The sequence below is a fragment of the Chitinophaga tropicalis genome (assembly GCF_009758205.1).
Taxonomy (GTDB): Bacteria; Bacteroidota; Bacteroidia; order Chitinophagales; family Chitinophagaceae; genus Chitinophaga; species Chitinophaga tropicalis.
Genome location: NZ_WRXN01000007.1, coordinates 23,086 through 49,419, shown reverse-complemented (window position 1 = coordinate 49,419; position 26,334 = coordinate 23,086). Strand labels below are relative to the sequence as shown.

At 47.8% G+C, this 26,334-nt stretch carries 12 protein-coding genes; 11 read left to right on the top strand and 1 reads right to left on the bottom strand.

Annotation, left to right across the window (positions count from 1 at the left end; genetic code table 11):
• The first annotated feature begins 26 nt into the window (after nt 1-26).
• The 10 genes from GO493_RS16910 (at nt 27) to GO493_RS16865 (ending at nt 23,557) form a co-directional block, all read left to right on the top strand.
• Nucleotides 27-938 carry a zinc-binding metallopeptidase gene (locus GO493_RS16910; protein ID WP_157307401.1) on the top strand — a complete coding sequence of 304 codons (912 nt, stop codon included), beginning with the start codon at nt 27-29 and terminating at the stop codon, nt 936-938.
• 32 nt (nt 939-970) lie between these two features.
• On the top strand, nt 971-2,245 hold the full coding sequence (locus tag GO493_RS16905; protein ID WP_157307400.1) for a DUF4302 domain-containing protein: 1,275 nt from the start codon (nt 971-973) through the stop codon (nt 2,243-2,245).
• A gap of 55 nt (nt 2,246-2,300) precedes the next feature.
• Nucleotides 2,301-11,231: an Ig-like domain-containing protein gene (locus tag GO493_RS16900; RefSeq protein ID WP_198315740.1), complete on the top strand. Its 8,931-nt coding sequence runs from the start codon at nt 2,301-2,303 to the stop codon at nt 11,229-11,231.
• 16 nt (nt 11,232-11,247) lie between these two features.
• On the top strand, nt 11,248-15,414 hold the full coding sequence (locus tag GO493_RS16895) for a PKD domain-containing protein (RefSeq protein ID WP_157307398.1): 4,167 nt from the start codon (nt 11,248-11,250) through the stop codon (nt 15,412-15,414).
• A 21-nt stretch (nt 15,415-15,435) separates the two neighbouring features.
• On the top strand, nt 15,436-16,440 hold the full coding sequence (locus tag GO493_RS16890) for a PorP/SprF family type IX secretion system membrane protein (protein WP_157307397.1): 1,005 nt from the start codon (nt 15,436-15,438) through the stop codon (nt 16,438-16,440).
• 36 nt (nt 16,441-16,476) lie between these two features.
• Nucleotides 16,477-18,258: an OmpA family protein gene (locus tag GO493_RS16885; RefSeq protein WP_157307396.1), complete on the top strand. Its 1,782-nt coding sequence runs from the start codon at nt 16,477-16,479 to the stop codon at nt 18,256-18,258.
• A 31-nt stretch (nt 18,259-18,289) separates the two neighbouring features.
• Nucleotides 18,290-19,321, top strand: a complete 1,032-nt coding sequence (locus GO493_RS16880) for a PorP/SprF family type IX secretion system membrane protein (RefSeq protein WP_157307395.1) — start codon at nt 18,290-18,292, stop codon at nt 19,319-19,321.
• A 128-nt stretch (nt 19,322-19,449) separates the two neighbouring features.
• On the top strand, nt 19,450-20,010 hold the full coding sequence (locus GO493_RS30865) for a collagen-like triple helix repeat-containing protein (RefSeq protein WP_198315739.1): 561 nt from the start codon (nt 19,450-19,452) through the stop codon (nt 20,008-20,010).
• An 84-nt stretch (nt 20,011-20,094) separates the two neighbouring features.
• Entirely contained in the window at nt 20,095-20,682 is a 588-nt protein-coding gene (locus GO493_RS16870; protein ID WP_157307394.1) for an RNA polymerase sigma factor, read from the top strand.
• Nucleotides 20,683-20,938: 256 nt separating this feature from the next.
• A complete protein-coding gene (locus tag GO493_RS16865; protein WP_157307393.1) occupies nt 20,939-23,557 on the top strand; it encodes an outer membrane beta-barrel protein in 2,619 nt (872 codons plus the stop codon).
• 71 nt (nt 23,558-23,628) lie between these two features.
• Here the strand turns inward: GO493_RS16865 and GO493_RS16860 are convergent, their stop codons facing one another.
• Nucleotides 23,629-24,486, bottom strand: coding sequence for an OmpA/MotB family protein (locus GO493_RS16860; protein ID WP_157307392.1), 858 nt, complete (start codon nt 24,484-24,486; stop codon nt 23,629-23,631).
• A gap of 374 nt (nt 24,487-24,860) precedes the next feature.
• Here GO493_RS16860 and GO493_RS16855 point away from each other — a divergent pair, with 374 nt between their 5' ends.
• Nucleotides 24,861-26,261 (top strand): alpha-L-fucosidase, encoded by a 1,401-nt coding sequence (locus GO493_RS16855; protein ID WP_157307391.1) that lies wholly within the window; start codon nt 24,861-24,863, stop codon nt 26,259-26,261.
• The last annotated feature ends 73 nt before the right edge of the window (nt 26,262-26,334 follow it).

Genomic DNA, 26,334 nt, shown 5'->3' with positions numbered 1-26,334 from the left:
AACCAGATCATAAATACCGACTCTGTATGAAACGTATAAACGCATGCTTCATCATGTTAGCTGTTGTGCTGATAAGCGCCTGCTCCAGCGGTGAAGACGATCTCAGTGGTGTGCAGGACATCCCGGGCCTGGGTGGCGATACCTGGGTCCCGGGGTCTTTAGACAAATGGTTACACGATACCATGACCGTGCCCTACAACATCGAGGTAAAATATAAATGGGACCAGTTTGAATTCGATGTAACCAAAACACTGGTGCCCCCCAGGGAAGAAGTAGTAATGCCCGCTATCCGCGCTATTAAGAAAGTATGGATAGACACCTACATCTCTGAAGCAGGCTCCCTTTTCTTTAAGAAATACAGCCCCAAATTCTTTGTCTTGTCAGGCAGCGCCAGCTGGAATGATAACGGTACCATTACTCTGGGTACCGCAGAAGGTGGCCGCAAAGTAGTGATGTACCTGCTCAACGATTTCCGTACCAAAGATATGCCCGGTTATTCCAAAGGCGACTCCGCTACCGTGAAACAGATCTTTCATGTAATAGAACATGAGTTTGGACATATCCTGCATCAGACCATCATGTACCCGGTAGAGTTTAAGAAGATCTGCGCAGGATATTATACCGGCAACTGGAATAACATTTCCGACTGGGAAGCCAACAGGGATGGCTTTGTAACCGCATATGCCATGTCTAACGAGAACGACGATTTCGTGGAGATGGTCTCCATCATGCTGATAGAAGGAAGGGCCGGCTTTGACAGGATAGTAGCCGCCATCCCGGACGGAATAAGTGATAACGGCTCAACCAAAGCACAGGCCGTAGACAGGTTAAGACAGAAGGAAGCCATGGTGGTCAGTTACTTTAAGACCTCATACGGTATTGATTTCTACAGCCTGCAAAGTAAAACAAGAAAAGCAATAGAGGAATTGCTGTATTAAGCTTTATCAACCAGATCTGCAAAATCGCTTTTATGAGAAAAAATCTATCACTATACTTTTTAGTGGTCATCAGCTTCTTTGCTTCCTGCAGAAAATATGATGACGTATTTAATGAATCGCCGGACGAAAGAATAAATGAGGTGCTGGCCCAATACCAGCAAACCCTGACAGATGCACCTTATGGCTGGAAAGGATGGGTGTACCCCTCCGGGTTGCCAGGTACGGCCATCGGCTTCTACTTTAAATTCGATACCGCTAACCGCGTAAATATGCTTTCAGATTTTGATACTGCTTCTGCAATAAACTTCAGGCAGAGCAGCTACCGCCTGAAAGCTCTGCAGCAGCCCTGCCTGCTGTTCGATACCTATTCCTACATACATACTCTCTGCGATCCGGATGGAAGTGTCAATGGCGGAGATTATGGAAAAGGACTTTACTCTGACTTTGAATTTGCGATAGACGGTATCTATGGCGATACCATAAAACTTACAGGACGACTGAACGGCAGCAAAGCCGTCTTCGTTAAAGCTACCTCAAAAGAGGCACAGGATTATTACGATAAAAAACGGAACTGGGAGTTTGATAATTTTTCCCGGTTCCTTACTTACTTTAAACAACTGACAGTAGGGCAGGGCACTTACGATGTATATACCAATAAACTAACCCGTCAGATAAAGTTTGTATGGCCTGATGCCGGTGGGGTAAAAAGCTTCACCACCTTATACCTGTACACTCCTGTGGGAATATCATTTGTAACTCCGTTCAATGATGGTAAACAAACCATCTCCTCCCTGGATAACATCAGATGGGATGCAGGCGCACAACAGATAACCTTCAAGGCCGGAACACAGGATGGAAAGATCACAGCTTACATAAAACCACTGGTGGTAGACTCTACCGCAGCACAAAGATGGTGGAGCTCTGCAGCAGCTTCACGCGTATACTGGGTAACACTGACCGGCTTCCATATTGACGGTGTGGATGACGCCCTGAAACTGAACAGCATCCCCGGCTTCCGGTTCATGTCCTACTTCCCCAATTACGCGCAGGGATATGATTACAGCGCCACTGTTGCAGGTGATGATTACGGTCCCGCTATCAAACCCACTTTTGGTGTGAACGGTATTGTGAAGTTCCGCGTAGACGGAACCTTTGGTCAGGTCCCGGCAGAAGCGGCTACTGTAATGAACGCCCTGATAACAAAATACCAGGAAAGTACCGGATACTATCTGGTACAGACCAGTGAAAGATCCTATGATATGGTAAACGTAAAAGATGCACGCAGCTGGATCACATGGTTTAACTGATCCAACTGATGCTGCTTTACTATCTAAACCCAGGAAATATATAAAACAGATAGCTATGAGATCTCAGCCTGTTACTGTAGTATATAAGGCTACTTTATACCTGTTGTTGTTGCTGGCAACCGTAAACCGGTCTTTTGCACAGACAAACGTTACAATAGGTACTGTAAACGGTACAAATGGCGGTACCACATATCCATGCCCCATACAGGATTATTACGAAGGCTCCAGGGCCCAGTACCTGTACCGCGCTTCAGAATTAACTGCAGCAGGTATGACGGCAGGCCTGATCTATGCCATCAGGTTCAACGTAACCAATCTGAATGGCGCAGATGTGGTAGACCAATACACCATTAAACTGGCTGCTACTACCGTAACAACGCTGGACCAGGCCTCCTGGATAAACGGCGCTGCAACCGTATATGGCCCCGTAGATTACCAGCCCGTTGCCGGCGTAAATACCTTTACGTTGTCAACACCTTTTTTATGGAACGGTGTAGACAACCTGCTGGTAGAGATCTGCAACGGCAGCCCTACTTCTGATTATACCAATAACCCTTCCATATCCTGGACAACAGGACTGGCTTTCAACGGTTCCCATTCCTATAATGCAGATAACCTGGGCAACCTTTGCAACACCCCCAACGCTTTTGCCTCCGGTGGCTCAGCCTCCAGACCTGTCATTATATTGAATTACGCACCGGCAGCTGCCTGTAACGGCACCCCCGTTGCTGGTACCACACAAAGCTCTGTAACAAATGTGTGCATGGGCTCTTCCGTGACATTGAATGTTACCGGCACCAGCGTTGCTACCGGGCTTACCTACCAGTGGCAATCCTCAACAGATAATGTGAACTGGAATAATATTACAGGAGCCAATACCCTTACCCTGACCACCACCCAGACGCAGAGCACGTATTACCGTTGCCTGGTAACCTGTACCGCCAGCGGTCTTTCTGCAGGTTCAACCAGCACACAGGTATTATCCAACCCCGCTGTGTCAGGTACTTTCACTATTAATAAGAACGCACCGGCAGGCAGTGGTAACTTCACTTCCTTTAACGCGGCATATGATTATATAAAATGCGGTATTAACGGCCCGGTGATATTTAATGTTGTAGCCGGCTCAGGCCCTTATAATGAACAGCTGCACATCGTACCCGTACCAGGAGCCTCTGCTGCAAATACCATCACTTTTAACGGCAACGCCAACACTATTACTTTCCTTTCCAATGTCTCCAACGAAAGGGCCGTTATCAAACTGGACGGTGCAGATTACTTCACCTTCAATAACCTGAAGATAGTGCCCCAGGGTACTGCCTCCAATGTATACGGCTTTGGCGTACAGCTGCTCAACAACGCAGACTATAATACGGTGAACAACTGTACCATCACCGTAGATGCCAGCACTAACTCAACTTCCTATGCAGGCATTGTGGTAAGCGCTTCTGTAGAAAATCCTATCGGCACCGGTTCCTCCCAGTGCGATAACAATACCTTCAGTAATAACACTATTACCGGCGGATATTACGGTATTACCGTAGTAGGAAGTAACACAGTTGCCAACCAGAATAACGCTGTCATCAATAATAAGATCAGCGATTTTTATTTATATGGTATCTATCTGACCGGCACCTCCGGTACAATTGTTCAGAAAAATATTTTCAGTCGGCCTTTACGTACCGGTGTATCAGAGTTTAACGGCGTATACGTGTATGACCTGAATACAAAAGTGAATATTGACGCAAACAGGATCACCAATCCATTTGGGGGTAATACTGCCAGCACCGCTAATTTCTATGGCATCCGGCTGAATTTTACAGACGCTTTCGCTATGCTGGAAAACCGCATTACCAATAACCTCATTTATGGCATTAACGGCAGCGGCACCGCCTATGGTATCAACCTGAACAGCTCAGACAACGCCATGGTATACCACAATACCATTTCCATGGATGGTACTACCGCCGGTAACAGCCAGCGCACAGCCGGTCTGGCGGTGACCAGCGGCTCTGACGGTGTGTATTTCTCCAATAATATCATTACCGTAACCGGCGGACAGGATACACGTTACTGCGTTTATTACGAATCAGTTTCCTCCCTGGCCGGCCAGTTCTTCGATAAGAACAACTACTTTATTATACAACCCAATGCCACTTCTTTTATCGGTTATTATACCAGGAACCTGGCAACTCTGCAGTTATGGACTGCCACCACAGGCCTGGACGTTAACGCCATCTCCTACAACCCCTTTTATACCGATATAAGCACCGGTAACTATTTACCAACCAATGCTGCTATCAATAACAGAGGCGCAGTAGTGAACGTGGCTCAGGACATCCTCTCTGTAAACCGTAACATCAACACGCCTGATCCGGGCGCGTATGAGTTTACACCTCCTTCCTGCGTAACCCCGCCAACACCGGGAGTAAGCACAGTAGACAAAGCAGTGGTATGTCCGGGCACCCAGGTCTTCTTTGGCCTGACAGGCAATTCCACAGGGCTTACACAAACTTACCAATACCAGGTAGGCGCTACAGTCACAGGTGTCTTCACCAACCACGGCAACCCGCTGAACTACCCTGATACGGCAGTCATAGCCAGCGCTACCGGGTATTACCGTGTAGCCGTAACCTGCGGTGCTAATACAACATATTCCACACCGGTTCTGCTGACTGTTAACAGCGCATTACCCGGAGGTACCTATACAATAGACAAGACACTGACTACAGGCAACGGCAACTACGCATCTTTCAATGATGCCAAAGCCGCCATGATGTGCGGTATTGCAGGCCCAGTGATCTTTAACGTCGTGGCCGGCCGTACTGACTATGAAGAACAGCTGGTCCTGGATTCAATCCCCGGGGTGTCAGCCATCAATACTATTACTTTCAAAGGCAATGGCAACAAGATCCATTTCAACGGCTCAGACAATAATGAAAGAGCTGTGATCAAGCTCAGGAAGATAGATCATGTTACGTTCGACAGCCTGAAGATAGACGCTACAGGCACTGGTACCTACAGTTACGGTGTACAGCTGGTCAACCACGCAGACAGTAACACATTCGTAAAATGTCATATCATCACCAGTATAGAATCTACCTCCAATAATAGTACTGCCATAGTACTGAACGGCGTGGATGCAGGTCTTAATACAAGCAACAGTACCTGGAATTCCGGCAATACATTTGCCGGCAACAGGGTTACTGGCGGTTATTATAGCATCCTGCTGATGGGCGATATACAGGGCTCCTATGAGAATACACGCATTACCGGCAACGTATTCGAAGACTACTACGCAGCCGGCGTATATTCCAACTACGCTAATAACCTGCTGGTAGAAGGCAACAGCTTTATCCGCCCTCTGCGTATTAACTCCACCACTGCAAGGGCTGTCTATCTGCAGAACACACACCGCCGTACTACAGTTTCCGGCAACAGGATCGCCAATCCCTTCGGAAACATGACAGGAAATACAAACACTTTCTACGGCATTTACCTGACCTCAGCAAGTAGTATACTGGGCGAAGAGAACAGGATTGAGAACAACATTATCTACAATACTACCGGTTCCGGCAGCTTATACGGTATCTACCTGACATCCTGCAGCTATGTAAATGTTTATCATAACAGCATGTCTATGGATAACGCCGGTGGCAACAACGCATATACCACCAGGGGCTTCTACATGGATAACGGCGATAATATCAGGTTCTATAACAATATTATTGCACTTACCAGTACAGGAGCCAGCAGCAAATACGGCATTTACGTTGGCAGCGGCCAGTATACAGGCAATAATAACAACATTTATATCAGGCCGGGTGTAACGAATGCTAACTACGGCTTCAGCACTAATGCCAGGGCCACATTGGCCGACTGGCAGACTGCTACCAGCCAGGATGCAGCATCGTACAACATAGATCCGCTGTATGCTGACGTACCCGGTGGCGATCTTACTCCGGTGTTCTACCAGATGGATAATACCGGCGCTGCCGTAGGCGTCACTACAGACATCCTGCATATCTTCAGAGATCCGAATAAACCAGACATCGGCGCTTATGAGATCAACATACCTCTATGCGCATTACCTATCGATGCAGGCACAGCAGTAGTAACCCCCGCCTCCGGTATCTGCATGGGAGACTCCATCAGGCTGAACCTGACAGATAATACGCCTGCAGGCAAGCTGACCTACCAGTGGCAGGCTTCCTATAGCACTACCGGCCCATGGATCACTATCAGCGATACCTCTTACGTACCACGTTTCGCTACCATACTGGGAGCTAACAACTACTTCCGTTGCCGCCTGGTATGCAGCGGTACAGATACCGCCTATTCACTGCCTGCATTTGTGAATATGAATGCACCGCTCATGAAAGGCCTGTATACAATAGACCCCGCCGGCTCCGGCCCACGGAACTTCACTTCCTTCACGGCCGCTGTAACAGCTATGGAATGCGGCATAGCAGGAGAGGTGATCTTCGACGCCGTACCAGGCACATATACTGAACAGGTACGTATGCACGAAGTAGCCGGCGCTTCAGATACCAGCCGCATCACCTTCCGCAGCCAGAACGGAGATCCGGCTGGCGTGACACTGACCTACGCAGGTACAGCTGCTGCCAATTATGTCCTGAAACTGGACAGCGCCAGCTACGTAACCTGGAAGAATATCACTATCACCGCTACAAATACACCAAATGGCAGGGCAGTGGAATATGCCGGCAACACGGCTTATGACAGCCTGCTGAACAATAAGATCAATGTACCGGTTGCTACGACTGACAATACAAACCTTGTAGGCGTATTCTCCACAGGCTTTAAAGGAAAGCATATTGCCATCAAAGGAAATACCTTCACCAACGGTGCCAGCGCCATACACTTCTCCGGCACTTCTGCAACAGATATGGTCCTGGGACTGGTAATAGACAGCAACCAGGTAAGCAGCGTATATACCAATGGCATCTACGCACGGTATATCAACCGCCCGCAGATCAGCCGGAATACTATCAGCCTTTCAGGCACACTGAACAATGCCTCTGCTCATGGCATCTATCTCAGGAACGGAGATACGGCTTACAGGGTGATGAACAACAAAGTCACCATCAGCAATACCGCTGCAACAGCTTACGGTATTGAACTGGACGCATGCAACGGCACAATAGCCCTGCCCGGATTGGTAGAAGCCAACAGGATCATTGCCATAACCGGCAATACCGGTACCGTATACGGCCTTGCCAATAACACTTCCGGAAATAACACTACACGCAATAACGTTGTAAGCGTGCTGACAACAGGCAATATTTCCTATAGCCTGTTCAGCAGTCAGGGTGGTAATGTTAATTATTACAACAACTCTTTCCTGAACGCTTCATCTTCCGCAAATACAAACATAGCCGGTTACCTGAACCATACTACAGCGGCAGCCGGCAATATCAGATTGCGCAACAACATCTTCTCTCATGAAGGTGGCGGATTGGCACTGAGCGTACAGAACATTGCCTACATCAACAGCGATTACAATACTTACTATACCTCAGGCGCTACCCTGATCAGAACACCGGCGGCACAGTATAATAACCTGGTGGATTGGGCCACAGCAGCCGATCTGGATATAAGCTCCATCATCTTCAAACCTGCATTTGCCAGCGCCTCAACGCTGGAGCCTGACCTGGCCAACCCCGATGTATGGGCTATTCACGGTCGCGGCGTACAGGTAGAAGGAAACGATCATGACATTAACGGGCAATCCCGCCCCGTTACCTTAACAGAAGGTGTACCTGACATGGGAGCCTTTGAATTCCTGCCAACAGTAACACCTACCGTATTGCTGCCAATACCGGCAACACCGGCAGCAGGTACCACACAGAAATTCATGTATGGCTCTGACACAGTTGCTGCCATTACATGGGCGCCTGGTGCAGACGTGCCAACAGGAATAACACTGAAACGCTATTCAGGTGTAGTGCCTCCTAATTTACAGGCAGGAACAAACTACATGTACTTCTATACTGATATTGATGTAACAGGTAACGGTAACTACAAATTTGACCTGCAGCAGCATTATGTGGATTCATGGCAGGGCTTTATCAGCAAAGAAGAAAAGATACGCCTGGGCAGGACAAATGCTGCTGATACATGGCTGGTGAACGATAACAGTACGGTAGATGTAAGAGCCAATATCATCGCAGACAGTGCATTACAGTACATCGATAAGTTCACAGGATTACAGGGCACCCTGCCTGATGCGCCCACTCTGCCCACAGCAGCAGATACTTCCAGTATGGGTACCCGCTTCTGGACAGGCTACAGCCATCACAGGGCGTTTAATACAGATAACTCCCAGACAATGGTGCTTTACCTGGCAGCAGGAACACAGGCCGCTAATGTAATAGTGAAGATCAACGGCACCTCCTGGATGAGGGAATATGCAGTAGCTGCCAACACCGTTGTTACGTCAGACATCATACCAAAAACAGGCCTGAGCGATGCCCGTATGATGCAGGAAGGACTTAGTACACATGGCATCAGCATTGTGAGTGACGCTCCTATAGCTGCCTACGCCCACCAGTACAGAAGCCTTACATCAGGCGCAGCACTCCTGATGCCTGTAGGCACTTATGGTTATGAATACCGTGCAATGACAGACCGCCAGTATGCCGATGGCATCAGCTACTCCTGGTTCTATGTAGTGGCAGATAATGACAACACAGTTGTAGAGATAACACCAGTACAACCTACCGTAGGTGGCCGTGCTGCTGGAGTACCGTTTACCGTAAAGCTCAACAAAGGAGAAACCTACCAGGTAATGGGCGCCATGAAGACCGCCAATGAAGGATATGACCTGTCAGGTAGTGTGATACGCTCCATACAGAATACCTCCGGTAAATGCTATCCTGTAGGTGTCTTCTCCGGTAGCAGCGCCACAGTAGTAGGCTGCAGCAACAGCAACGGAACAGTGTCCGGCAGCCAGGGAGATAACCTCGTACAACAGAACCTGCCGGTACAGACATGGGGTAAACAATACTTTACCGCAACTGCTTCTTCCGTAAGCGATCCCGTAAGGCTGATGATGAACAGGTACCGCGTAATAGTAAAAGACCCGGCTACAGTAGTATTACTGAACGGCATACCACTGCAGGGCCTGAAGAACAACAGTTACTATGACTTTGAAAGCAAAGCGGCAGGCTTTATTGAAGCAGATAAACCTGTTGCCGTGGCACAATACTTCTCTTACAGCGGTTCCTGTGGAGATCCTACCAATGGCGACGGAGAAATGATCTACCTCAGCGCCCTGGAACAACGTACTAAAAAGACCATTTTCGTAAGGAATAATAAATCGTCCATAACAGCTAATTATGTAACGCTGACCATTCCTACACAGGGTCTGTCCTCCTTGCTGATAGACAACAGCAATATTTTCAGCTATACCTATAATCATCCGTACAAAGCTGGTTATACCATCGTAACAAAACTGCTGGCCAACACAGAAGGGCTCAGCACCATACAGAGCGATTCTGCCTTCACAGCCATTGCTTACGGTCTGGGCAGTGATGTGAGCTACGGTTATAACGCAGGTATGCAGATCAGGAACCTGAGCATACAACCTGCCTTTACCAATACCAATAACACCAGCGGTAATAAGAATACATACACCTGCGCAGGAACACCGTTCCGCCTTACTGCCCTGCTGCCGCTCATACCAACATCTCTCACATGGGAACTTAGCCAGGTAAACAACCTGTCGCCTAATGCAGATGTTACTGAAACAAACCCTGCTCCGGCAGATACTGTACAGGTAGACGGCAACACCTGGTACAGCTTTGAACTGAAAACAGATTATACATTCACTCAACCCGGCAGCTACATCATACCGGTTAAAGTAACACATCCTGAAATAGGCAGCTGCGATAACAGCATAGAGACCTACCTGCCGGTAAAAGTGATAGCTGCGCCCTTTGTCGATTTCGCTGTCAACTACAGCGGCTGTATCAGTGACGTGGCCATCTTCAACGGCACCGCTACCACAGAGAACAATGCCGCCATCACTAACTGGAAATGGAGTTTTGGAGACGGTACTACAGCCAGCACAAGGAATATTACAAAACAATACGCTGCCGCTGGTACCTACGAAGAAAAACTGCAGGTCATCACAAAAGATGGTTGCACCGGAGACACCTCCAAAACAGTAGTGGTAAATGAACCTGGTGTTGCCAGCCTCACCACAGATACCCTGACCGTATGCATACATACAGACGTCACATTTACAGTAAAAGATGCAGACGCCAACACTGTCTACAACTGGTACAATGCTGAAACAGGAGGCGCATTGCTGCATACCGGCGCAACCCTTGAAATAAAAGACGCCGCAAGCCCTGCCGTATACTACGTGGAAACAGTGAAAGGAGATTGTGCAGGTCTCAGACGCGCACCGGCCACATTACTGGTACTGCCGCAACTGGCAGCTCCGGTAGTAACGGTAGACTCGATCGGTGTTGACCTGCTCCGCTTCAGCTGGAAAGCTATCTCCGGAGCTACAGGTTACCTGGTATCGACAGACAATGGCACTACCTGGACATTACCATCCTCAGGTGAACAGGGACTTGAACATCTGCTTACAGGACTGAAACCACAGCAAACAGTTACCCTGCTGGTAAAAGCTACCGGTTGCGAGGATAAAGTATCTGAAGCTGCTACCGGCAAAACTTTACCGGACGGCGTTTACATCCCTTCAGGATTTACCCCGAATGGCGACGGCCTCAATGACATGTTCCAGGTATACGGAGCCGTCGTGAGGGAAGTACACCTGATGGTATTCAGCCAGTGGGGCCAGAAAATATTCGAATCAAACAGCCAGAGCCGCGGATGGGATGGCAGCTACCAGGGTAAAGCTCAGCCTTCCGGCGTATACATCTACATCTGTAAACTGAAACTGGCTGATGGTACTTCGGTTGAACGTAAGGGGACCATTAACCTGCTGAGGTAAACAAAAACTGGTTTTTATGGAGAAACGGATATCATCTATCAATCAAATATTTGCTTGCTACTGCTCTCCGCCGCATGGCGGGGGCACTGGCAGGCGGGTGCTGCGCAGCCTGCAGCTGCTCTTCCTGCTCCTGCTGCCAGGCTTGTACACATACGCTCAGAACTTATCAAACAAGGGTACAGACTTCTGGGTAGGATACGGGCATCACCAGTTCATGGAACCCGGAAGACAGAACAACCAGGAAATGATCCTGTACCTGAGCGCAGAAGAACCGGCTACCGTTACAGTAACTATAGACGGTACTGCATGGACAAGGACCTACAACATCGCCGCCAATACAGTAATAGCATCAGACCTTATTCCCAAATCAGGCGCTTTTGACGCCAGGCTGTATTCCGTACCTCCCGGGTTTGGCGGTACAGGAGGTGAAGGGCTCTTCCAGAGAAAAGGTATACACATTCACAGTAATGTGCCCATCGTCGCATATGCGCATATCTACGGACAAACATCCTCCGGCGCTACCATGCTGATGCCGGAAGAAACATGGGGATATTATTACGTATCGCTGAACAGCCAGCAGAGCTATGACGATGATTGCTTCTCCTGGATGTACGTTGTAGCGAAAGAGAATAATACAGTAATAGAGATCACCCCGTCCGTTGTAAGCCGTAACGGCCGCCCTGCTAAAGTACCCTTCACGGCTACACTGAACAAAGGAGAGATCTATCAGCTGATAGGCGAATCTTTAGGTGGCGGCCAGGGCAGAGTGCTGACCGGCACTACCGTCAGGTCTGTTGCCAACAGCGCCGGCACCTGTTACCCCATAGCGGTATTCTCAGGCAGCAGCCGTACTACTACCAGCTGCGCGGGAAACTTTGGTAGCAGCGGAGATAATAACATGCAACAGGTATTCCCCTCCCAGGCATGGGGCAAACGTTACCTGACAGCGCCTACTTCCAACGCGGCGCAGGCCACCAGCCTGATGACCAATCCCTACAGGATAGTAGTAAAAGATCCCGCTACTATTGTAAAACGTAACGGCAGGCAGCTGCTCAATCTGATAGACAACGCTTATTATGAATTTGAAAGCAATACGGCAGACTATATAGAATCAGACAAACCTATACTCGTAGGCCAGTTCATGTCATCAGCCGGCGCATGCCCCAACACCAACGGCGACGGTGACCCTGAAATGATGTATCTCAGCCCGGTAGAACAATCCATCAAAAGAATAGGCTTCTTCAGGAACACGGTAGAATCCATCCTTACAAACTACCTGACACTGATCATACCAACAAACGGACTGAGCTCACTGAAAATAGACGGTCAGAACAACGCATGGACATCTGCCTATGCCCATCCCAACCTGGCAGGTTATTCCGTTGTCGTGAAACGATGGACGGCCGCAAGAACACAATGTCTCGTGCAAAGCGATTCTGCCTTTACAGCTATCACCTACGGGCTGGGAGGCGCTGAAAGCTACGGCTATAACGCCGGCACGCTCATCAACAACCTGAACGTAATAGGAGCTATCCACAATGAACAGGATACTTCCTCTTCCAGGAACGAATTTACCTGTACCCGCACACCGGTAGAGCTGTCTGTTTATCTTGCCTACCAGCCAACACAAATGGTCTGGAACATCAGCCAGCTGGGTACCCAGATCACACCCAATGCAAATGTGACAATGACCGCACCGGTACCCTCCGGTCAGGAAATGGTAAATGGCGTGCCCTATTACAAGTATACCCTGCCGGGTACATACCTCTTTGCCAATACAGGAGATTATACTATCCCTATCATTAATACACATCCCGGCATTGAAAAATGCGATCACACAGAAGAGGTGAAGATCTCTGTAAACGTGCGTAAGAAACCTAATCCCAACCTGTCTGTCGACTTTACCGGTTGCACACTGGATCCCATCCATTTAAAAGGAGATACCAGCGGCAACGGTTATAAAGTAGACCGCTGGAAATGGACCTTCCCGGGCGCTCAGCAGGAAAATGGACAGTTGGTCAACAGGCAGCTGCCTGTTGGACAGCATAATGTCACCCTCAATGTGATCACCAGAGAAGGATGTATTGCAGATACTGCATTTGTTCTGAACGTGTATGCGCCGCCGGTGGCCAACTTCACAGCCGTGCCAGATGCATTGTGTGAAGGAGGCGCCGTGGCCATTACAGATCAGGCAACCTTTGGTGGTGCTGCACCATTGAAAACATGGTACTGGAACTTTGGAAACGATACCTCGCTTTCAATTGAGAAAAACGACGGGCAGACAGCCCATTATAACAAATACGGTACTTACACTATCGCACACGTGGTAAAGATCAGCGACGTATGTATCAGCGATACTGTAAAACAGGAAATAAAGGTAAACGCCAAACCTGTACTGGGACTGTCATATCCGACAGGTTGCATAGCCGTGGACGGTATTGTACAGTTCATGAGCAATACTACTGTCCCCGACGCACAAACCCTGGCTACCTACGCATGGGATTTCGGAGATGCCAACGCTACACCGGCTAACCCCAATACATCTGCATTGCCTGACCCGCAACATACCTACAGCACTTTCGGTAACTATACCATCCATTACAGCGTAACAACCAGCCAGGGCTGCACAAAAGACACAACTATAAACGCCACCTTCAACCTGAAACCACGTCTCGATTACGCTGTTTTGCCGGCCGTATGCGTGAATGATAAACGCATCATTTCCGTAGCAAAGGCCAGCGTAACAAACGGTGTAACAGGCACTGGAAAATATAAAGGTCCGGGTACTTCTGAAGCAGGTGTTTTTAACCCGTTAAGCGCAGGCCCGGGCACACATGCCATCTGGTATGTTTTTACCACACAGAATGGCTGTATTGATTCCATACAGTCCTCTATAACAGTACACCCCAAACCATTGGCCGGTTTTGCGGCAACAGAGAATGTTTGTCTCGGGGAAATGGTGACTATCACTGACCAGTCTTCCATCACCACCGGCAACATCACCTCCTGGAAATGGTATTTCGGGGATGGCACCAATGAAACTCATACAACTAACGCTGCCTTCAATAAATCTTTCGCTGTTTGGAAAACCTATACTGTGAAACTGGTAGCAGTAAGTGACAACGGGTGCATCAGTGACTCTGCCATGCATACAGTTGCTGTGCATCCGTTGCCTGTAACAGATTTTACATTGCCGCAAAGCGTATGTATGCCGGAAGGAAAAGCGGCATTCACCAATCTTTCTGCAATAGGAGATAACAGCACTTTGAACTGGCAATGGACGTTCGGTGACGGACTTACCGAAAGCACAGCATCACCGGTACATTACTACCGTCAGGCAGGTCCTTATACCGTAACCCTGACAGCTACATCGCCATTCGGTTGCAGCGCCAGCAAAGAAAAACTACTGGACGCCTTCTTCAATCAACCCGTAGCCAGCTTCGCAGTATGGCCGGATACGCTCTGCCAGGGCGCAGATAATTCGTTCACAGATCAGAGCCAGGATGCTAATAACAATATCGTTTCATGGGCATGGAGCTTCGGCGACGGTAGTACAGCTACCTCCCGCAACCCCGTAAAGCGCTATCCGGATCCGGGTGAATATAACGTGCAACTGACAGTAGTGAACGGCGCAGGTTGTATATCTACACCATACAACAGCAAGGTAGTAGTATACCTGCAGCCTGTTATTGATGCCGGCCCTTCCTTTGTCGTTCCTCAGTCTGCAATGATCACTTTTAATTCAACCGCCAACGATTCTACAGTGCTGTCTTTCAGATGGACGCCTGAAACCGGCCTCTCTGATCCCACAGCGCTTCATCCTTCACTGGTGGCAATGGAAGACCAGGTATATACACTGACGGCCATAGGGCAGGGTAGCTGCACCGCATCAGACCAGGTGACAGTGAAAGTGCTCAAACCCGTCAAAGTGCCCAATGCCTTTTCTCCCAATGGAGATCAGATCAATGACCGCTGGGTCATCACCAACCTGGCAGATTATCCCGGCTGCACAATAGAGGTCTTTAACAGGTACGGGCAGCAGGTATATTATTCCAATGGCTATGAAACGCCCTGGGATGGCACTTATAAAGGCCGTTTACTGCCGGTGGCTACCTACTACTACATCATAAAACTGAAGAACGGATTTGCCCCCTTAACCGGCTACGTGGTCATTTTACAATAAATCATGCAAATACTTACAGCAATGAGAAATAAACTTACTATCATCCTGGCATCACTGCTGGTACTTTCAGGTAATGCCCTGAAAGCGCAGACAGACCCGCACTTTTCACAGTACTATGTGTACCCTTCCTGGCTCAATCCTGCCCTGACAGGCGCATTTGACGGCAACTACCGCGTATCTGCCATCTACCGTAACCAATGGGGTAACATCAGCGATCCCTTCACCACCTATGGTGTAGCTGCCGATTTTACTACCGGCAAACAGTTCAACTTCGGTGTAAGCGCCCTGAACCAGAAGGCAGGAGATGGTGGTTATAACTACACAACGGCATATGGCAGCGCCTCCTATACAGGCGTGCGTTTCGGTGAGCTGGAAAACCATCGTATCGTATTTGGTTTACAGTTTGGCCTGATCCAGCGCAAATTCGACGCTTCCAAGTTAACCTTCGGCGACCAGTGGAACCCTATTACAGGCTACAATCCGGGCACTCCCAGCGGCGATGGCTTTGCCAGAACTTCTTCCACTTCATTCGATGCAGGTGCCGGGGTATTGTATTATGATGCAGAACCAGGTAAAAAGTATAACATCTTCGGCGGCTTCTCCGTGTCCCACCTCACACGTCCAACAGACCAGTTCAGCGCCAGCGGAGACGCGCGCTTCCCCATGCGCTTTACCGGCCATGCAGGCGTGAAACTGGCAGTGACAGACGTATTGAGCATCACCCCCAACATCCTCTACCTGCGCCAGGGAAATGCAGAAGAAAAAATGCTGGGCGCTTACGGACAAATGTATGTGACCCCCGTTACAGATTTCCTGCTGGGCGTAAACTACAGGTTGAAAGATGCTGTCTCCACACATGCCGGCTTTACCTATAAGAATTTCACCATGGGCGTCAGCTATGATATCAATACCTCTGAGCTGAGTAAAATGGCAAGAGGTTCCAACAGCTTTGAAATATCTCTTGTCTACATAGGCAGGAAAATATTCAAAGCTAAGGAAGTGGAGTTTGTTTGCCCCAGACTGTAACATGATCTATCATCCATCACGTATCAACACAAAATCATGAAACATATTATTCTGACAGCAGCATTGGTTTCTGTAACAGTCATCAGCAAAGCACAGTTTGCATATGACTATCTCAAGGCTGCTGACTTCTACTACAAAAAAGCAGATTACAGCTCTGCAACACAGTACTACGAAAAATACCTGGCAGGTTCCAGGACCATTGTCAGCCACGCGGTATATAAACCTTACACCGCTGTACAGGCATCAAAGAAATCACAGGCAGCTGTAAGCACCGAACAGCAGGCTATTTACCGGCTGGCAGAAAGTTACCGGCTGCTGAACGACTATAGCAAGGCCGTGCCCTGGTATGCAGAAGCAATGGAGTTTGATAAATCTGCTTATCCGCTGGCAGCTTATCATTACGCAGTGGCATTACGCGCTTTAAGCAGACATGAACTGGCAGAAAAAGCATTCAACTACTTCCTGGAATTCTATACAACGCAGGACACTTACAGGGAAACTGCTCACCGTGAATTACAGAACCTCCGTTTCATCCTCAGCCAGCTGCACCGTCCCGATCTTTCTCTTTACACCGTAGAGAAAGCACCGGCAACACTGAATACCGAAGGGGCCAACTACGCGCCGGTATGGCAGGGAGACAGCGTATTGCTGTTTACCTCCACCCGTCCCGATAACAGCGCTCCCAAAAATCACATATACACCAACAGGATATATGGCGCTGCATTCAACAACGGCACTCCCGACTCTATCCGCCGTTTTTTACTGCCGCAGCCGAAAGAAACAGAGCAGGGGGTGATCGCATTATCACCGGATGGTAATACACTTTTCCTCACCCGCTGGAGCATCACAGATGGAAAAAAACGCTCTGTGATCTACAGCAGCCGCAAAACAGGAGAGAGCTGGAGTGAGCCTGTATTACTGGATACCATTGTGAACGTAGCGGGTTACAGCGCACAACAGCCCTTTGTAACGCCCGATGGAAAACAACTTTTATATGCCAGCGACCGCCCCGGCGGCCAAGGGGGATTTGACCTCTGGGTGGCCGAACTGAATGCAGAAGGAACACCTTTCTTCACAAAGAACCTGGGCCCCGTACTGAATACAGCCTGGAACGAACAGGCGCCTTACTATCACGCGGCTTCCGGAGTACTGGTATTCTCTACAGACGGCCGCGTAGGTATGGGCGGATATGATTTCTTCTACAGTAAAGACAGCGCCGGCGCCTGGACCACACCTGAGAACTTCGGTTATCCTGTCAACTCTGTAAAAGATGATATCTATTTCAGCAGCAGGGGAAGTAAAGAGAACATCCTGGAAACAGTATGGCTCTCGTCTGACCGTGAAGCAACCTGCTGCCTGGAACTCTTTTCCCTCAGAAAAACAGTACCACCTCCACCACCGCCTGCTCCTAAACCGGAAGTGCCTGTAGTGGCCACCGTTCCTCCTCCTGCAGATGTGCCTATGGTACTGGATAATGTTTACTACGATTTCAACATGGCCACACTATTACCAGCCTCCTACGATGCGCTGGACAAGCTGGTAGCAATGCTGCAGCAACATCCTGCCATTGTAATAGAACTGAGCGCCCATACAGACAGTAAAGGCGCTGATGAGCTGAACCAGAAACTTTCTGAAGCCCGCGCCAGGAGTTGTGTTGACTACCTGTTAAGCAAAGGCATTGACGCTGCAAGACTGCAATCCAAAGGGTATGCGGCTACCCGCCCTATTGCGCCCAATACCCATCCGGATGGATCTGACAGTCCTGAAGGCCGTGCCCGCAACCGCAGAACGGAGTTCAAAGTGCTGAGCGGCAGGTAAGGTAAAAGCACACCACTAAAAACACAAGCTTATGAAAAGATTTCCATGGCTCCTGTTGCTGCTGGTCATCATATCGCAGAGCATACGTGCGCAGCAACAGCCACATTATACACAGTATATCCTGAATCCCTTTATCATCAACCCCGCCATGGCAGGTATTGAGAACTACTGGGATGTAAAGGCCAGCCACCGGATACAGTGGACAGGACTGAAGGGAGCGCCGGTCACCACCTACCTGACCGTTCACGGGCCCTTACGCAAAAGCGATTACCCCGTAGCCAGCGTAACAGGACTGACGCCTCCCGGAGAAAACCCAAGAGGCAGGGCATACTGGCAGGAATATACCACACCGCCTTCTCATGCCGGTGTCGGGCTCACTATCCTGAATGATAAAACAGGGCCGCTCAACCGCTTCTCTATCAGCGGTACCTATGCGCACCATATCCCTATCTCGCCACGCACCAGCGTGAGCGCAGGTATCTCGGTAGGAGCGCAGACCGTATCGGTCGATGCAACACTGCTGGAATTTCAGCAGCCGGGAGACCCGGTAGTGGCTTCAGGACAACAACTGAATAAATGGCGCCCGGAAGTGAATGCCGGCCTGCTTTTATATGGTGCTGACTATTATATAGGTGCGGCAGTCCAGAATATTATCCCCCAGGAAATAGCCTATGACAATGGTAAGGTAGTGGGCGATTCCCTTTACAGGGGAAAACTGGTACCGCACCTGTTCCTGTCAGGCGGGTACAGGCTGTGGCTCAACGATGACGTAAGCGTACTGCCTTCCGCCATGGTAAGGATGGTCACCGCAGCACCACTCAGCTTTGATGTCAACTCCAAATTTCTCTACCGGGACAGAATGTGGATAGGAGGTTCCTACCGCATCAACGATGGCTTTGCCGCAATGCTGGGCGTTAACATCAATGCCAGTATCAACATAGGATATTCCTATGATTACACAACCTCTTCTTTAAATACGGTAAGTCGTGGCACACATGAAATACTAATAGGCTTCTTACTGGGCAACCGCTTTGGCGATCTCTGTCCCAGGAATCTGTGGTAACAGCCTGATGGAGTAAACACTATGTCAACGACCTTCTTACTGCTTTAACCCCCTCTGCCGTTCTCATTGCTGCAAAACAGCAGTGAGAGCACGGAGGGATATTTTTAAACTAATACAAACTTTTATTTATGAAAAAACTTTCCGGTTTCTTTTTTTTCGCATGTCTCTTCTCAGTTATGATCGGTATCTCTTCCTGTGGTAAAGACGGAGACACAGGTCCTGCCGGCCCCGCTGGTGAAACAGGCCCTAAAGGCGATAAAGGGGACAAGGGGGATGCCGGCGAGCCAGGTTCGGCAAATGTTGTTTATTCCGGCTGGCTCGATACTGAATTTGCTTTAGATACCGCCTCAGGTGACTATGTATGGGGAGTGGAAGTAGCTCAGATAGATCAGGAACTGCTCAACACAGGCTTTGTAAAAGTCTATATCAACCTCTACACGCCTGATCAGCCAAATATCGGCTCCATCCCCTATACAGATGGTACCGTCTACATCAGGGATGTAGTAGTGGAAGGAGGAATATTATTGTTAAGTAATTATAACGTAAGCACTGTTGAAGTATCTGCAGGCGTAAAAAGATACCAGGTAAGATACGTGATAGTACCAGGCGGCGTTGCTGCACGTACTGCCAAAAGTATTAACTGGAGCAATTACGCTGAGGTACAGGCTCATTTAGGCCTGAAAAACTAGTTTACTAATGACCATCTCCATCAAAACCACATCTAAAATGGCTGCTTTGTCCAGGGCGGCCGGATATTCTAAAAACTTAATGCTATGAAAAGATATTGTGACCTGACAGACGAAGAACTTATAAAAATGTACAGATCCGGCAATGATCACGCATTCTCTGTACTTGTTCACCGGCATAAGAACCGGATCTTTACTACTATCATGCTGCTTGTAAAAGACAGATGCCTGGCTGAAGACATTTTCCAGGACGTGTTCATCAAAATAATCAATGCACTTAATGAAGGCCATTACCTGGACAACAGCCGCTTTATTGCTTGGGCGGTCAGAATTGCACACAACTGCTGCATTAGCCACTTTCGCAAAAAGAACGCCTGGCCCGCATTTTCAGTCGTCTACAAAGATGAACTTGCGGGAAGTGTTCATGAAGGGGTGGAAAGTCATGAACAGCATATCATGACCCACGAAACCCATGTTGCAGTAAGAGCGCTGCTTGACCGTTTGCCGGAAGCACAAAGGGAAGCGCTGATCCTGCGCTATTATGCAGACCTCAGCTTTAAAGAGATAGCACAGACCGTAAACATTGGTATTAATACAGCATTGGGAAGGGTACGTTATGCAGTAATGAATATGAGGAAAATGATAGAATGCGAAGAAGCATTACAAGCCGTGTAAAAAGCTCCCTGTGGAGCTTTTTACACTTTTCTTAACAGCTGCTGCAGAACAGGTGCAGTAACATCATTTTTTACGGGAATTGCCTAAAAAAGCCTAATTTCATCGGGTTAATCATTAGAGTTACAAGGATACTTGAGCCACTTTACAGGAACCCGGAAAAATAGATTTGTATAGCCCAGTTTTTTAGCCCGTAATATAGCCCCCGTATCCCTCAAACATAATAAATACAGGTCTGAATTGAAGCTAGTATTTTGATATGAAGAGGATCCTTCTGCTTATCTCCTTTGTATGCAGTCTGCAGTATGTGCTGGCTCAGACTACCTATACCGTTTCAGGAACAATAAAGGATACTACAGGACAAACCATGATAGGGGCTAATATACTGCTGCTGACAGGTAAAGATACCCTGCATACCACCAGCAACGAATCTGGCAGATTCAGTTTCACCAAAGTACCCCGCCCCGTTTTCACTATCAGGGTAAGCGTGATGGGATATGAAACATGGTATCGCGAATTCAGCTATAAAGAAGGTGGCACACCAATAGACCTTCCCCTGGTAACACTGACCATGAGAACAAGCACCCTGAAGGAAGTAGTAATAAAAGCCCGGCCTTCGCCCATTATCATGAAAGAAGATACTATAGAATACCGGGCAGACCAGTACAGGCTGCGCCAGAACGCAGTAACGGAAGATCTTCTCAAACGCCTGCCGGGCATGCAGGTAGATATGGAAGGGAATGTCACCTCAATGGGAAAGAAGATCACTAAGATCAGGATCAACGGAAAGGATTTTATGGTGGACGATATCAAAACCCTGACACGACTGCTGCCGGTAGATCTGATAGATAAGATCCAGCTCATAGATGATTATGGAGACCTGGCAAGAGCCACCGGAAGAAAGGTAGGAGAACCAGAAAGGATCATCAATATCCAGACAAAGGCAGATCTTGAAAAGGTCTACCAGGCACAGATGCTGGCAGGAACAGGCAATGACGGCAGGTACAATGCTGCAGTGCTGGGAAACTATTTCAGCGAGAAACAACAACTGTCCATCAATGGCAATAAGAACAATATTTCCGCACAGGTAGGGAATGTTATATCAACTACAGGAAATATCAACTACCGCGGAAATTACAGCAAGAAATTTTCCATGAACATAGGTGCAATGGGCGGCCGCACCACCTCTGAAACAGAATCTTTAAGCACCGTTAAAACGGTTACTACAGAAGGAACACTCAACAGTGATAACACAAGCCTCAACAACAGCCGGGCAGACAACTACAATATTAACCTCGGTACAGAATACAAGCCGAAAGAAGGGGATATGCTGAACTTCAATCTTAATGTAAGCCGTAATACCAACAGCAATAACAGCATACTCCGTGCAAAACAGACAGGCCTCCAGCTCAAAGATCAGTCATCATATAACAGCAATACAGGAAGCACACCGGTTTTCCTGGCAGGGATGTTCGGCTCTCACCGTTTCAGCAGTCTGGGAAGAGTAATGTCACTCGGACTCTATGTGAACAACACGAATAACGATAACCTGCAGGATGGCACAGACAGCCTGAGATATTACAATACAGACGGTACTATTGCCAAAGATTCCCTGCTGCATCAGGTACTGGACAAGAAGAACAGGAACCTGACAGCCAACACACAGATCTCTTATGTAGAACCACTGGATTCCCTGAACAGCCTTGAATTGAGATACTCCCTTAACTACAATAAAACAGATAATAGCCAGGAAACACGCTGGATCACTCCTGACGGAAAAATAAATGTTATTGACTCCCTCAGTAACAGTTATACATATACGATGATGCAACACCAGATGGAACTAAACTTCCGCCGCAGTACAAAAAAATGGGATTATACCCTGGGCGCCCGCCTGCAACCTGCCAGCCTGACAAGCCTTGCGCTGGAAAGCGGGGTAAGGGCCACAGTACGCAGCAACCGGCTGGTGCCTGTATTCCGTATACAGTATAAACTGCCTAAATCAGCCACACTGACATTATCGTATGCAGGGAACGTCATTTTCCCTACTTACCAGCAAATGCAGCCGGTGCCTGATCTCACCAATGCACAATTCCCTGTTATCGGTAATCCCGATCTGAAACCCTCTTTCGCACATTCCGTGTTCTTCAACTACCGGAATGCAGGATTGAATACATTGTTTATCCATTTATCTGCCAACTATACCCAGGATAAAGTAGTGACCAACGTTTCCCTGGTAAAAGACAGTTTCAATACTGTAAAGCAGGAAACACGCTTCCTGAATACAGATGGCGATTATAACTTCAGGTTTATCTATGGATGGTCTTACAGGATAAATGATGGTAAGTACAATCTGTTCCTGGATGGTAACAGTTCCTACAATAATAATATCCTGTATATGGATAATGTGCGCAAGACAGGACAGAACCTTGTACTCACCCAGTCCTTCCGGGCCAATATGTTGAGAGAATGGATAGAACTGACTGCCGGCGCTGCATATACTTTCAACAGGAACGTATATGTGCTGGCAGAGAATAATATTACGAATATCAGTACGTGGAACCTGAGCATGAATGGAAAGGTATATTTCCTGAAAACACTTTCACTGGGAATGGATCTTACCAAACAGCTGAACAGCGGGTATTCCGGTGCTTTAAATGCCAATCCGCTGCTGATAAACGGAACGCTGGAGAATATGTTCTTTAAGCGTAAGCTGACTACCCGGCTGCAGGTATTCAACCTGCTGGATGAAACATCGCGCATGTCACAGTCTATTTCAGGCAACTCAGTAGTGGAGAACAGGAACAGGTTATTAGGAAGATATTTTATGTTCACATTGCAATGTGACCTGAGAATGTTTAAAGGTAAAGGGAAATAAAGCCGCCTCAAACGGGAGAAGCGGCCTTATTTACTATATGAATATGGATGATAGACCTCTCTTAAAAAAACTTATTGTTTCCTCTCCAGTAACTTAAAGAACTGATCCAGCTGTGGCAAAATAATGATCCGCGTCCTGCGGTTCAACGCACGCCCTTCAGCCGTATCATTACCGGCAACAGGAACATATTCACCACGGCCGGCAGCAGTAATACGCGCAGGAGGAATACCATAATCATTCTGCAGCACACGGGTTACAGCAGTAGCTCTCTTCACACTCAGGTCCCAGTTGTCAAGCAATACACCTCTCTTGTAAGGATTGGTATCCGTATGCCCTTCCACCATAAATTCTATTTCCGGCTGAGCAGCCAGCACCTTAGCTACTTTTCCTAACACTTCCTTAGCTCTTGCAGTAATATCATAACTACCACTTTCAAACAGCAACTTATCGGAGATATCTATATAAACCACTCCTTTCTCAACCTTAATATTAATGTCCTTATCATCCAGGTTACCAATAGCTCCTTTCAGGTTCATCACCAATGCCATATTCAACGAATCCTTTCTCGCTATAGCAGATTGCAGGTCCTGTATATAAGCGTCTTTGGCGCCTATATTATCCAGCGATTTCTTAATGCTCTCTGCCTGTGAATTACTGATCACAGAAAGATCTTTCAACTGGTTTAATAAAACATTATTGTTTTGCTTCAACCCTTCAACCCGTTCTTCACTCTGATTCCTGCTCCTTGCAAAAGCAGCAGTGGTATCTCTTAAATTCCGCTGACATTCATCCAGCTGACCTTGTAATGTGTTATACTTTCCACTCAGATCAGCATATCTTGCTTCCGAAGCCTTGAACTTTTTGGTGCTTACGCAGGAAAATAAAAAAACAGGAAGGGATAGGACTAAAAATATGGTTTTTCGTTGCATATATATTGTGTTTTAATGTATTTATCTGCTTTTGTCCCTCAGGTACTAACCGTAAATCCAAAACCAGGCCACTTTCACCCTACAGGCTCTGCATTTATCCTGTTAAATTGTTAAAATCGCCCAGTCAAAACATCTTAATTCTAAATCGCATCATTCCCTTCTCCACCTGTCAGACACCTTCAATTCTTAAAACGCATTATTCTATCCTCAGCCGGCCGCAGGCCAAAACACCCCGCAAAAATCGCTTACTAATAAGATATTCACATTTAGTTATATTGTATTCGCTTTACTGGCATTGATAAATTGATTGTCATATTTTAGTATAATACTGTACTCAGGTCTCAGAATCTATAATCGTTTATCACGGAAAAACTATGAAGAAAACACGTTTATGCTGGCTGTTAGGTATTCAGTTACTGATACCTTTCACCTTGCTGGCACAGCTAAAATCCGCAACTACATCACTCGCAGCATTACAACAACAATTCGTTGACCTGCGCTTCGGAATGTTCATCCATTTCAACATCCCCACCTTCGCCAATCAGGACTGGCCGGACCCTGACGCACCAGCTTCCCTGTTCAATCCTGCAAAACTGGATTGCAACCAATGGGCAGCTACTGCAAAAGCAGCAAATATGAGCTACGGCTGCCTTACCACAAAACATCACAGCGGCTTCTGTATCTGGGATACCAAGACAACAGATTACAATGTGATGAACAGCCCTTATGGCAAGGATGTGGTAAAACAGTATACAGACGCTTTCCGCGCCAGGGGACTGAAAGTAATGTTATATTATTCCATCCTGGACACACATCACAGGCTACGTCCTAACCTGATCACACATAAACATATTGACATGATCAAGGCCCAGCTGACAGAGCTGCTCACCAAATACGGAGAGATCACGGCAATGATCATAGACGGATGGGATGCTCCCTGGTCCAGGATATCTTATGATGATGTACCCTTTGAGGAAATATACCGCCTTATAAAATCTCTGCAGCCCAACTGCCTGGTAATGGACCTGAACGCGGCAAAATATCCCGCAGAAGCATTATTCTATACTGATATCAAATCTTACGAGCAGGGCGCAGGACAGCACATCTCAAAAGAGAGCAACAGGCTGCCGGCATTATCCTGCTTACCTATCAACAGCGCCTGGTTCTGGAAAACCAATTTCCCCGCTACGCCTGTAAAAGATCCTGCCAAACTGGTAAACGATATCCTGGTACCACTCAACAAAGCATGGTGCAATTTCATCCTGAACGTAGCACCTAACCGTGACGGCCTTATTGACGATAATGCAGTAGCTGCTTTACAACAGGTAGGGAAGATGTGGAAGCCGGAAGGCCCCATGCCTGCATTGCCCGAAAGTATAGCGCCCATTATCTCTTCCAATATTGCCAAACATCAGCCAGGCAATTCCAGCTGGAGCGATGATATGAATATCATGGACTTTGCAAATGATGATAACTTCAGGAGCAGCTGGCAGTCAAATACCACAGTTAAACAACCCTGGTATGAAATAGACTTCGATAAGGATAAAAGTTTTAACACCATCAGCATCGTGGAAGACGGTACGAATATTAAAAAATACCGCCTTGAGTATAATGAGAATGGTACCTGGAAACCATTAGCCAGCGGAGAAGGTGGCGGCCGCGTAAAAATACACCGCTTCAACAGGGTATGGGGCGGCCGTGTACGTATCCTCATAGACGAAAGCAGCGCACCTCCCGCCATCGCAGAATTTGGCGTGTATGATGAAAGAAGATAGTATATAATCAATATTGTATTGTTGACAATAAAGCAGGCTTGTTTTCAGGCCTGCTTTATTTATTCCTAAAATA